At 40.5% G+C, this 12,506-nt stretch carries 12 protein-coding genes; 9 read left to right on the plus strand and 3 right to left on the minus strand.

What is annotated here, in order from left to right; all coding sequences use genetic code 11:
• Positions 1-683: 683 nt before the first annotated feature.
• From H5162_RS06495 to H5162_RS06515, 5 genes are all read left to right on the plus strand, one after another.
• Entirely contained in the window at positions 684-2,063 is a 1,380-nt protein-coding gene (locus H5162_RS06495) for an MATE family efflux transporter (protein WP_145240731.1), read from the plus strand.
• The gene (gene uvrB / locus H5162_RS06500; RefSeq protein ID WP_145240732.1) at positions 2,060-4,060 is read left to right on the plus strand and encodes an excinuclease ABC subunit UvrB; all 2,001 of its coding nucleotides are present in this window, start codon (positions 2,060-2,062) and stop codon (positions 4,058-4,060) included. The genes H5162_RS06495 and uvrB overlap by 4 nt, the downstream gene beginning before the upstream one ends.
• Complete coding sequence (locus H5162_RS06505; RefSeq protein ID WP_182777975.1) at positions 4,053-4,982, plus strand: class I SAM-dependent methyltransferase; 930 nt, start codon at positions 4,053-4,055, stop codon at positions 4,980-4,982. The genes uvrB and H5162_RS06505 overlap by 8 nt, the downstream gene beginning before the upstream one ends.
• 6 nt (positions 4,983-4,988) lie before the next feature.
• Complete coding sequence (locus H5162_RS06510) at positions 4,989-5,657, plus strand: tRNA (adenine(22)-N(1))-methyltransferase TrmK (protein ID WP_182777977.1); 669 nt, start codon at positions 4,989-4,991, stop codon at positions 5,655-5,657.
• An 87-nt stretch (positions 5,658-5,744) separates the two neighbouring features.
• Entirely contained in the window at positions 5,745-6,764 is a 1,020-nt protein-coding gene (locus H5162_RS06515; RefSeq protein ID WP_182760213.1) for a hypothetical protein, read from the plus strand.
• A 6-nt stretch (positions 6,765-6,770) separates the two neighbouring features.
• Here the strand turns inward: H5162_RS06515 and H5162_RS06520 are convergent, their stop codons facing one another.
• Entirely contained in the window at positions 6,771-7,013 is a 243-nt protein-coding gene (locus H5162_RS06520) for a hypothetical protein (protein WP_182732466.1), read from the minus strand.
• A 178-nt stretch (positions 7,014-7,191) separates the two neighbouring features.
• Here H5162_RS06520 and H5162_RS06525 point away from each other — a divergent pair, with 178 nt between their 5' ends.
• Positions 7,192-7,641: an isoprenylcysteine carboxylmethyltransferase family protein gene (locus tag H5162_RS06525; protein ID WP_182732465.1), complete on the plus strand. Its 450-nt coding sequence runs from the start codon at positions 7,192-7,194 to the stop codon at positions 7,639-7,641.
• A 56-nt stretch (positions 7,642-7,697) separates the two neighbouring features.
• On the opposite strand, the gene queC is transcribed toward H5162_RS06525, so the two are convergent.
• Positions 7,698-8,378 (minus strand): 7-cyano-7-deazaguanine synthase QueC, encoded by a 681-nt coding sequence (queC, locus tag H5162_RS06530; protein WP_257326361.1) that lies wholly within the window; start codon positions 8,376-8,378, stop codon positions 7,698-7,700.
• A 127-nt stretch (positions 8,379-8,505) separates the two neighbouring features.
• Here queC and queE point away from each other — a divergent pair, with 127 nt between their 5' ends.
• On the plus strand, positions 8,506-9,171 hold the full coding sequence (gene queE / locus H5162_RS06535; protein WP_182777985.1) for a 7-carboxy-7-deazaguanine synthase QueE: 666 nt from the start codon (positions 8,506-8,508) through the stop codon (positions 9,169-9,171).
• Positions 9,172-9,340: 169 nt separating this feature from the next.
• A complete protein-coding gene (locus H5162_RS06540; protein ID WP_182735424.1) occupies positions 9,341-10,084 on the plus strand; it encodes a class I SAM-dependent methyltransferase in 744 nt (247 codons plus the stop codon).
• A 280-nt stretch (positions 10,085-10,364) separates the two neighbouring features.
• On the opposite strand, the gene H5162_RS06545 is transcribed toward H5162_RS06540, so the two are convergent.
• A complete protein-coding gene (locus H5162_RS06545) occupies positions 10,365-11,330 on the minus strand; it encodes an integron integrase (protein ID WP_182777979.1) in 966 nt (321 codons plus the stop codon).
• 250 nt (positions 11,331-11,580) lie between these two features.
• Between H5162_RS06545 and H5162_RS06550 the strand changes: the two genes are divergently transcribed.
• Positions 11,581-12,276 carry an HNH endonuclease gene (locus H5162_RS06550; protein WP_220493537.1) on the plus strand — a complete coding sequence of 232 codons (696 nt, stop codon included), beginning with the start codon at positions 11,581-11,583 and terminating at the stop codon, positions 12,274-12,276.
• Positions 12,277-12,506 lie beyond the last annotated feature (230 nt).

Consider the following 12,506-nt stretch of genomic DNA (forward strand, 5'->3'; position numbering starts at 1 on the left):
TAGCGACTTAATACCCATGAGAATAGCAAGGAAATATATATATATTGTTTTATTTCAATTGGTTATATTTATTTTTTCATATTGAATGGGCGTTTAAATAAATGTGACAGGTCATTGGTACAGGGGTTAAGTATGTTTTATGAGCTATTTAACTCAAATTGTCTAAAGTTAGTATTTGCCAACATTGCCGTTAGCGTGTTTAAGCCGCCCCTTTGCACGCCTTTATTAACGTGGCTTTGCAAGAGTTATCCACGGTTTCTGTGGATAACTCTGTTTATGAAACTTTAAGAACGTTGGCAGAGCCATATTTTTAGGGCACTGTGAGGATATCAAGCATTTAAAACAGTTTTTTTATCTCATTTTAAAACAATGACTTGAAAAAATAAGCTGAAAAGAGCTTCGTTGATGAGTAAATTTATTCGTAACGATTCGATTAGCGCAATTTTTGTGTAAAAATGCAGCACCAGTCGCGATGTTTTTGTGATAAAGGTTATAAAAATGTATTTTTATTGTTTTTAGTAGAGGTTCGAAGTGAAATCGTCGCTAAACACGTAAAAAGAACACTTTTCTATGGTTTTTTAGGCGTTTTTGTAATCAATTTATAATCACTTGATAAATGCGTGGCTTGAAAAGCCCTGATGCTTTAAAATACCACGCTTAATAAAAGAGGTTTATTTATTCCCATGCGCGCAACTTTGCAGAGCAACTCAGCTCCCGATTTATTAAACGATCCAATAGTACCGACCTTGAAGAAAATGACTGTGCCGATGATTTTCGGCATGATCACGTTAATGATGTTCAATATTGTTGATACATTTTTTATTAGCTTATTGGGAACTGAGCCATTAGCGGCTGTCAGTTTTACTTTTCCGGTAACCTTTACCGTGATCAGCCTAGCTATTGGTTTGGGTATCGGTACGTCAGCGGTTATTGCCAAGGCATTGGGTAGTAATAATATTGAAGAAGCACGCTTTGACGCCAGCATCGCATTATTAATTGCAGTGGTGATGGTGGTATGTTTATCGCTATTTGGTTATCTGTTTATTTCCCCGATATTTAAATTGCTGGGAGCAGGGGAGCAAGTGTTGCCGCTGATCCATGAGTATATGAGTGTGTGGTTTTTAGGCAGTGTATTTTTAATTACCCCTATGGTTGGTAACTCAGTGTTACGTGCCAGCGGTGACACCAAAACACCTAGCATAGTGATGGGTGGCGCGGGGCTTATCAATGCCGTGCTCGACCCAGTATTGATTTTTGGCTTTGGGCCAATTCCTGCATTTGGCATTAAAGGCGCTGCGATTGCCAGCGTCATCGCATGGTCGGTAGCCGTTGTCATTATTTTATATTTGCTAGCAGTAAAAAAAGGCTTGCTGAGCCTAAATGCAAATAACCAAACCCCATTAAGCTCTATTCGAAAAATTCTTAAAATTGGTTTGCCAGCGGCAGGTGCAAATATGTTAACACCAGTTGCAATGGCGGTGATGATTGCCATGGTTGCCCATCATGGACCTGAGGCTGTTGCTGCTTTTGGCGTAGGCAGTCGTATTGAATCAATTGCCAGTCTGGTGGTGTTAGCTTTATCGATGACGTTACCGCCGTTTATTAGTCAAAACTTTGGTGCTGGTAAACTTAACCGTGTTAAAGAGGCGTACACCACAACATTAAAATTTGTGATGATTTGGCAGTTTATTATTTATTTACTGCTCATTGCATTTTCAGGAGTGATCAGTGAGTTGTTTGGTAAAGAGCAGATGGTTATCGATGTGATCAAATTATTTATTTTTACCTTGCCGCTAAGTTACGGTTTGCAAGGGATAATTATTTTGTCTAATTCATCGTTCAATGCCTTACACAAACCAATGAATGCATTAATTCTAAGTGTGATCCGATTATTTATTTTTTATATTCCATTTGCTTATGTCGGTAATTTATATGCCGGTTTACCAGGCTTGCTGATCGGCGCAGCGCTGGGTAATTTATTTACTGCAATAATAGCTTATAAATGGTTTATCAAAGAGCTGAATATGATCAGTAACCAAGCTGTACAGGAGTGCCAAGCATGAGCGACCATTTTCAACTGGTATCTAAATTTAAACCTGCGGGGGATCAACCCACCGCGATTGCGCAGTTATGTGAAGGGTTAGAAGCCGGACTTGCTCATCAAACATTATTAGGGGCAACAGGTACTGGTAAAACATTTACCATGGCTAATATTATCAATGATTTGAATCGCCCAACGATTATTATGGCGCATAATAAAACCTTAGCAGCGCAGTTATATGGGGAAATGAAAGAGTTTTTTCCGCACAACGCGGTTGAATATTTTGTTTCGTATTATGATTACTACCAGCCAGAAGCGTATGTTGTTGCAAGCGATACCTTTATTGAAAAAGATGCCTCGATAAACGAACACATAGAGCAGATGCGCCTAAGTGCTACCAAAGCGCTATTAGAGCGTAGGGATACAATTATAGTGGCATCAGTATCAGCCATATATGGTTTGGGCGATCCAAAATCATACATGAAGATGATGCTGTTGTTAAAAGTGGGCGAAAAAGTTGATCAACGCGATATGCTGCGCCGACTAGCTGAAATTCAATATACGCGAAATGATATTGATTTTAGCCGCGGTACGTATCGGGTTCGCGGTGAAGTTGTGGATATATTCCCTGCTGAGTCAGACACTTTTGCAGTGCGTGTAGAAATGTTTGATGACGAAATAGAACGGCTAAGTATTTTTGACCCGCTTACCGGCGCGGTTGAAAAACACATAGTCCGCGCAACTATCTACCCTAAAACGCACTATGTGACACCCAGAGATAAAATTCTTGATGCGGTTGAGCATATTAAAGCTGAGTTAAAAGACCGTCGTGCGCAGTTACTCAGTGCTAATAAACTGGTCGAAGAGCAACGCGTGGCACAACGTACACAATACGATATTGAAATGATGACCGAGCTTGGTTATTGCTCTGGCATCGAAAACTACAGCCGATATTTATCTGGTCGCACGCCGGGCGATCCACCGCCAACCTTGCTTGATTATCTTCCTGAAGATGCGTTAATGATTATTGACGAATCTCACGTTACGGTATCGCAAATCGGCGCTATGTATAAAGGCGATCGTAGCCGTAAAGAAAATCTCGTGGAATACGGTTTTCGTATGCCGTCGGCGATGGATAACCGGCCACTACGCTTTGAAGAATTTGAAGCCATAGCACCGCAAACAATTTATGTATCAGCAACCCCGGGGGATTTTGAACTTGAACGTTGTGGAGATGATATTGCCGAGCAGGTTATTCGCCCCACAGGATTACTAGATCCACAAATTGAAGTACGCCCAGTGGCAACTCAAGTTGATGACTTATTGTCAGAGATATATAAACGCGTAGCAATTGATGAACGCGTGCTAGTAACCACACTTACTAAGCGCATGGCTGAAGATTTAACGGATTACTTATCTGAACATGATGTAAAAGTGCGTTACTTGCATTCGGATATCGATACCGTTGAAAGGGTCGAAATTATTCGTGATTTTCGCGCTGGGGTGTTTGATGTGTTAGTGGGTATTAACTTACTGCGTGAAGGTTTAGATATGCCAGAAGTATCGCTAGTTGCAATACTCGATGCTGATAAAGAGGGCTTTTTACGTTCAGCTCGCGCATTAATTCAAACCATTGGTCGTGCGGCTCGTCACTTAAATGGTCGGGCAATTTTATACGGTGATCGAGTCACTAAATCAATGGCCAAAGCTATTGATGAGACTCAGCGTCGCCGCGATATTCAACACGCTTACAATATTAAGCATGGCCTTGAACCACAAGCCTTATTGAAGAAAATTACTGACATTATGGATGTTGGTGAGCGAGCCGGCCCACAAGATAATTTACAGCTGATCCGAAAACAAAGTAAGCAAGTGCTCAGTGCAAAAGAGATCGCAGTGCAAATTAAGCAACTCGAAACCAAAATGCATGCATACGCTAGTGATTTAGAATTTGAAAAAGCCGCATCCGTTCGTGATGAAATCCATGAATTACAACAACAGTTAATTAAAAATGCATAATTTTACGCCCCTTATTACAGCACTTGAAAGTGCGCCCTTAGCAGACAATGAACTTTGTCGTGTGTTTCATGGCCGCGGTCACACTACTGAGCATTTGAGTCATCTAAATATCGACTTTTACCCACCGTGTTTATTTTTAGTGTCGTACGACGAAGTTGACTCACAAACGCTAACGCAATTAAGTGAGCAGCTTTGGCAATGGGCACAACAACACGCTAAAGAATTAATCACCTCGTTGGTATTTCAACAACGCGCCGGACAACAAACTGAAAATAAACTGTTATTTGGTCAACTACCGAGCCCGCATAGTGTTAAAGAAGGTGACAGTGAGTTTTTAGTGGATTTAATGAGCCGTCAAAATACCGGTATATTCCCGGATATGCGCCGTGGTCGGGAGTTTGTGCAAGCCCATAGTAAACACGCTAAGGTATTGAATTTATTTTCATATACCTGTGGGTTTTCGGTTGCTGCAATGCGTGGCGGTGCCGATAGTGTGATCAACATGGATATGAATAAAGGGGTACTGCGCACCGGTAAGCAAAATCATCAACTTAATGGCTTTGACCGCAGTGTGAGCTTTTTACCGCACGATATATTAAAGTCGTTTGGTAAACTTAAAAAGGCTGGCCCTTTTGATTTAATTATTGTTGATCCGCCAAGCTTTCAAAAAGGCAGTTTCATTTTAACTAAAGATTATCAAAAAGTGCTGCGCCGCTTACCTGAACTGCTCAATGAGCATACTCAATTGCTGTTATGTGCTAACAGTCCAGAGCTAAGTGAAGCGTCATTTAAAGCGCTGATAGACGAACACACTCAAGGTGCGATTGAATTTGTAGAGCGCCTAGCGCCGACCCATGGTTTTGTTGATGTTGATAGCGACCGTAGCTTAAAAGCATTGGTCTATAAAACGGCTCAAGTTTAGCTTTAAATGAAACTAAGTAGCCGCCTCAGTGCAATCGATTCGTTGATCTGCGCGCCGTATGATGTAATTTGGGACTGTTGTTGTGACCACGGTTTGCTTGGTATGGCGCTTTTAAAGCGTGCAGCCGCCAAGCAAATAAACTTTGTTGATATAGTGCCTACGTTAATGGACGAGCTTGAACACACGCTTACGCGTTTTAGTGATCAGCAAGCAGCTTGCCAATGGCAAGTATTATGTCAGGATGTAGCTACAATTGAGCTGCAGCCATCAGCCAAGCAGCTGATAATTATCGCCGGAGTCGGTGGAGAATTACTGCTGAGGCTAGTACAAAAAATGGTTGCTAATTGCCCTGAAAAGCTTCGTGAACAACTCAGTTTTATTGTTTGTCCCGTGCATCATACCTATACCTTACGACAAGGTTTACAGGCGTTAGGTTTAGGACTTATCAAAGAGCAACTGGTGCAAGAAAACAACCGTTTTTACGAAGTGATAGAGCTAAGTTTTACCAGTAACACTGCGTTGAGTGTTACTGGCAGTCAGATGTGGGACAATGCTGAGCAAATGCACGAATTGTATCTGCAACAATTAGTTGCGCACTATACTCGGATGTTGAACAAAGACCGTACATATTTTCAACATGTGCTCGATGATTATCAAAAAATATCGCTAAATTAAACGCAGCACTGTGATCTATTGACTAGCGTTACAGCGTAAATAACTCATCTTCAGCGCTTTGTGTTAGCGAGTTTACTTGGTTTAGTTATGTCAGATAAAAATAACCACTTTACATCAGTCAAATATACTCATAATGAGCTGCTATATAATTGTGAGCAGCCAATTGCTTATGCACCCATCGTGCAATTGAGTAACGCGAGCTGGGTAGTGCCGCAACATTTTTTACGTTATCAACATACCCTCGAAAGCGTGAACGAAACCCTTGATAAAATTGAGTTTTCAACTCACTTTCGGGTGCTCGCCGCAAAGCAGAATGAGCAAATTTATTTACAAGTGGCCATTCTTAGTCCAGATAATTACCGCAGCACCAAGGCAAAAAAGTTATTATTTGGCCGGCGCTGGTTTGTGGAAGAAAACTTACCTACCTCGGAATTGATCCAAACCGCTTTTTTAGCGTTAAAAATAGCCCGTGAACACGAAGTAAGAGAACTATTTCAACTCGATAGTGAGCAGGGCAGCAGCACGCCGTTTAATAACCATCATGATTTACCTTTATTAGCACAAAACCCGCAATTAACCATGGCTGCTGATTATCAACCGCAAAGTGTCATAAAGTTACTCGCTAGATGTTTATTTGCTGGAGCTGCACTGACTTTAATTGCACAACAAAAAATTGCCGATGAGCACATACTTTACACTCTGCGGCTCAATTGTACTGACTGTCAGTTAAGCGAATTTAACGCAAAAACAGTGATTTTTTTAGCCGCGGATACATCTGCAAATGCTTTTTTGCATGGTTTGATGACCGCGTTGGTAGCGATCAGTAATGATTATGTAAATGAGCAATTTAAATATGCAGGTTTTGCGCGCTTTAGTAAAAACGTTAATGTAGAGCAAATCGGGGCATTGAGTATTGTGTTGCGTTCGCAGCATGCGTTGCAATTATGCGAACTTGGCAAACAACATGCCGATCAATTAAATTTTGAAATTGACAGCTCTCGTGCTCCACAAGGGTGCGGGCAAGTGATCTGTGGTTTTTTAGCCGCTCATGGAATTGAGCAGCCAGAAAACGCGCATTTATATCCAGATTACTTGCAAGCGCTTTAAGCAAATTTAAAGTTTATTGATTTCCTGTTTTACGCTGTAACTTGGATCAGTCACGATAGCTTCTAATGTTTGTACACGCTCTTTTAACGCAAGCATTTCAGCATTAACAGCAGCAATTTGATTATTCGACTCTTTATTATCGGTGAGTGTACGGTGTTTAAACTCTAAATGTTTTTTATACATATCGTACATTACCCCAAACCCAACAGAGATAAATACGATCATGACTACCATAGTAGTTCCTGACATGGTGTATTCCTTATTATTTTATATAGTGTGTAAAGTATAACCAGAATGCGCAAATGATGAAGCTGACAATTGTAACTTTATTTGTATCAACATGACCCTCTGCGGTATATTCATCAGTGATACAGTGTGATGAGTGTTTAATTGCATTAACTAATTTTAACAACAACAGTGAGTTACTATGCTAAATAATAAAATCCCTCCGATTATTATAGTGCTTTTTTTTGCTGTGCTGATGGCGGTAATTGCCCATTACAGTGTGATTGATTTCACCACATTTATTTTTTATGTTGCGGTTATTTTACTCACCACAGGCTGTATTTTTTGTATTGCTGGGGTGGTTAGTTTTCGCTTAGCAAAAACCACTGTAAACCCAAATAAACCAGATCAAGCGTCAGCACTGGTTACCACGGGTGTGTACAAAATTTCACGTAATCCAATGTATGTTGGTTTTGCTTTTATACTGGCAGGTTGGGGAGTGTGGTTAACATCACTGTGGGCGTTATTGTGTGTGCTGGGCTTTATTTGTTACTTAACTTGGTTTCAAATTATTCCAGAGGAGCGGGCTCTATTAAAAATATTTGGTCAAGGGTACAGCGATTACAAGTCTCGGGTAAAACGTTGGCTGTAAACTTATTTCAGTTAATAATAAAAAGGCTATCGCGATGATAGCCTTTTTAATGTGGGTTATTCGTACTCGATTGGATCGGTAATGTTATTAAGGCTAAATGCCTCTAAGCGCTCTTGGCAGGCACCACATTTACCACAGGCTTTTTCACGGCCATTATAGCAAGTCCACGTTTGGCTGTAGTCCAAGCCCATTTTTAAACCATCAGTAAGAATGTCAATTTTGGTGTCATTTAAATACGGGCTGAAAATTTCCACCGCGTCGTAATTAGCAATACGACATAAATCATCCATCTTTTGCACAAATTCAGGACGGCAATCAGGGTAAATAGCATGATCCCCAGAGTGAGCACCGTAATAAACTTGGCTTGCTTTGAGTGATACAGCGTAACCCACAGCCAGTGATAGCAAAATCATGTTGCGATTAGGCACTATGGTGCTTTTCATGTTTTCGGCTTCGTAGTGGCCTTCTGGGACATCAATATCATCAGTTAACGATGAGCCACCAATTAACTGATTGATCGCAGAAATATCAACTATCTTATGCGGTACGCCAAGCTTTTCACACACACTGGCTGCAACTTTAAGCTCTTTTACATGACGCTGACCATAGTCAAATGACAGAGCATATACCTCGCGGCCTTGCTGCAGGGCTTTATTTAATACGGTAAATGAATCCATACCGCCGGAGTAAATCACAACTACTTTTTGCGTCATAACTGTTTTGCTCTTAGTTTTAATAGAGGTTTATATCAGGGCGCGATATACTACACGGCTGGGGCATAAATAACAATTTCCGACCGTGTTTTTTGATTTTTTAAACTATGTTTATGCTCGTAATTAATGCCAAGTAGTGAGTGAGACTCTTTTGTACAAAATTAATGAAATATTTGAAACCATTCAAGGCGAAGCGAGCTTTACCGGCACGCCTTCAATATTTTTACGTTTACAAGGCTGCCCCGTAGGTTGCGCTTGGTGTGACACTAAGCAAACGTGGGAAGTTGATAATGTGTATAAAGTATCACTGGACGACACGGTTGAGAAAAAGGCTGATTCAGATCACTGGGCGGACGCATCAGCTGAGCAAATATTTAACTTGTTTGTCGATCGTGCTTATCGTGCCAAGCATGTAGTGATCACCGGCGGTGAGCCATGCATGTACGACTTAAACCCGGTGTGCGAATTACTTCATGCTAACGGCTACAGCACACAAATAGAAACCAGCGGCACTTTTGAGATTTTAGCCCCTGCACAAACTTGGGTGACGGTATCACCGAAAATTAATATGCGTGGCGGCTACGACGTACTTACTTCAGCCATGCAACGCGCCGATGAAATAAAACACCCAATCGCGATGCAAAAACACGTTGCAGAGCTTGAAGAGTTATTTGCAAAAACAGGCGTTACCCCCAAGCTTGTTTACCTGCAACCAATTAGCCAAAAAGTCTCTGCAACTAAGTTAGCAATTGAAACCTGTATTGAAAAAAACTGGCGCTTATCAGTTCAAGTACATAAGTATTTAGGGATAAACTAAAGTAAAGTTGCCAGTGGTTAGTTTTAAGTAGTTTGCCATTTAAATTGAACGTTGGGTTGAGTAAAACAAAACCCAACAAACCTCTTACTTTCATATCTGCTTCGTTAATGGTGATAATTAGTTTATTATGCGCGACTTAAAATACTCTACTCCAAACCACTAGGCTGATATGTCCGCGAACGCTCTATACACAGACCTTTCTGATTACTATGACTTAATGTGCGCAGATATAGATTATCAAGCCCAAAGCTATTTTATTCATAGGCTACAGCAAATATTTGGTAATAAGGGAAATACGCATCTTGATTTAGCGTGCGGTACGGGCCCACATGTTCGTCATTTTATTGATTACGGTTATCAAAGTAGTGGGCTTGATATAAATCAACCCATGCTAGATAGAGCAATTATTCGCTGCCCAGAAGCGCAATTTTCATTGCAGAATATGAGTGAGTTTGTGATCCCTGAGCAAGTGGATTTAATTACCTGCTTTTTGTATTCAATCCATTACTGCGACGGCATTAATAAATTAACAGACTGTATTAAAAGCGTACACCATGCACTAAAAGCCGGTGGTATATTTTGCTTTAACGTTGTTGATAAAAATCACATCGATAACGATTCATTTGTAGAGCATAGCGCTGAAAACGCGGGCAGCTTATTCACATTCCGCTCTGGTTGGAATTACAGTGGCAGTGGCGAAAAACAGTCATTAAAGCTCAGTATAAATAAAGCAACAGCAGACGAAACATTCATATGGCACGACGAGCACCCAATGGTCGCTGTTAGTTTTGCCCAGTTAAAAGAAGCCCTAAAACCTTATTTTGAAATACATGTGTTTGAACATGACTACGAAAAAATAACCCCATGGGGTGAAAGCTCTGGCAATGCCGTTTTTGTGTGCGTAAAAATTTAAATTAGAAAGTTAAGACAATTATTCACAAAAAGATTAAGGGTTAAGAGACGCTGTGTTTTAGAAAAATTCATAAAAAGCAAGGAGCTTACAAATAAGCATTGTCCTGTTGAGTGACTCGCTCGTGAGACTGATCAGGCAGCTGATATATACCCCTAGCTAAACCATCAGGGAGTGCTCTGCGGTCTATTTTTTTGCCCTTCTAACAGCAGCAATTCCACATAAGATTATTATCGGTTTTTTTGTATTCCCCAAACGCGATATTCCAATAGATAATAAGAACCTAAAGTAGCTGCGACAACGGGCTTTTTACGCCACTGGCACCACTGTTAAGTACATGCGTATAAATTTGCGTGGTGCGAACATCGCTATGGCCGAGTTGTTCTTGCACGGTGCGTATATCTGCACCTGATTCAAGTAAATGGGTAGCGAACGAGTGCCGTAGTGTATGGCAGGTAACATTTTTTTGAATTTTTGCCAGCTTTGCTGCCAGCTTAATTGCTTTACGAACCGTTGTTTCATCAATATGGTGGCGTCGCAGCTTTTTACTTTCTGGGTCCATGCTTAACTGGGCAGAAGGAAACAAATATTGCCAGCTCATTTCATAAGGAGCCGCTGGGTATTTTCTAGCTAGTGCATTCGCAAGCCAGACACCGGCATAGTCTATTGCTTGTTTGTCTCGTTGCCAGTAGTCATTTACCAAGTGACTTTGGCTGCGCAACAACGGCAGTAGTTCGGGTGCTAATGTTACTCTGCGGTTTTTATTGCCTTTGCCCTGCCAAATCATTAATGAGACATAGTCATAATCGACATCTTTTACCCGTAGCCTTACAGCTTCCATTAAACGTAGACCACTACCGTAAAGTAACTGAGCGATAAGTTTATACTTTGGATCCATTGCCAATAATAAACGCTGCATTTCTTCACGGGTCAGTACTACAGGTAATTTAGGTGGCACGAGTGATTTATTAAAATTCATCTCAAGTGATAACGGTCGATTAATAATATGACGGTATAAAAATACCAAAGCATTTAAAGCCGTTGCCTGAGTTTTCATTGCAACATTACGCTGATTACTTAAATAAGATAAGAATTGCTCAACCTCCGACTCTGCCAATTGCGCTGGATGTTTTTTAGCATGGTATAAAATATAAAATTTTATCCAATATTGATAAGTGTCTATAGTGCGCTTGGCATAACGACGCGTTGTCATAAAATCACGGATGGATTCTAAAAATACAGAAGCCATGATCTGCTCCAGTCATTGCTGTATATATAAACAGTAGTTGTGTTTGGTTTTTTTTCAACAACTCGCGGGATTATTTCTTGTATTTTACAACAACAAAAAAACAACAAATATAAATCCCTTGATTTACATTTAGATACAGAGTTAGACTGAAAGTATTAAAAAACTCGAAGGATTTTCTGTCTGCAACTTGTGGGTTTAGATCCTTTGAATAAGCTGTTATGAGCTTCAAAGAGTATTTAGTGAGGTTAGGGTGGATTTTAGAGATAAAGTCTTAGAAAAATCCGGTGGTAAGTGTGCAATGTGCGGTGATGAGATCAGGCTTTCAACTATGATGGTCGATCATATAATTCCCATTAAACATGGCGGGAAAGGTGATATTGATAACCTTCAAGCATTGTGCGCTAAGTGCAATTTAACTAAAGTCGATAAAATTCTATCTTCGGTTTCAAACCCTCTTGTAGAGTCAGCGGCTAAGTTTTGGGTGCATTCGTTTTTAAAGTCTCCAATCTTAACGTTTGTAGTTTCTTTGCTTATTGGTGTTCTGACATCATTTGCGATTTGGAAGTTGGATCAAGCAGATACTCTGTATGTAAATGCGCCAGAATCGGTATCTGTAGAGTTCAAGGATCAGCTACAGGAATTAGACCAAACAGAACAAAGTCTAAAAACGTTACTGTCATTTGTGCAAAATCAGCGAGCTACTGCCATCGAGAACGAGCAAAAAATTCAACAATTAGTTGCAGAAAAACAGCGACTTGAACCTTTGGTTAATGCTGATAAAGCGGTTGTTGAGGCACTTTTTATTGCCCAGGAGTTGCGCGCTGAGCAAAATGCTCAACGCGAGCGCTGGGTAGGTTTTGGGTTAGGTATATTAGCTTCCGTCGTAGCTTCTTTCATAATCGCTATTTTTAAGTATTTTGTCGTATCAAGGCGAGAACGCTCATAACAAACAATTTAAGAGGGATTCCCAACGCTTGGCATTTTTACTTATACTTCAATTTTAGTGGTTACGGTACAATGCTTTAGGTTGAGTGGTAGCGTTGCTCACCCCTTAATTGGGCGTTGAGGCTGTAGAATTACTCTTTTTAGGAACTGGTTCTACACAATTGACTTGATTGTTTTTTGACCTTGAACCCACAGGGTTACTGTGATCTAATAGATATTATTCACCCACGG

This window comes from Pseudoalteromonas sp. SR41-8, from assembly GCF_014163915.1.
Taxonomy (GTDB): Bacteria; Pseudomonadota; Gammaproteobacteria; order Enterobacterales; family Alteromonadaceae; genus Pseudoalteromonas; species Pseudoalteromonas rhizosphaerae.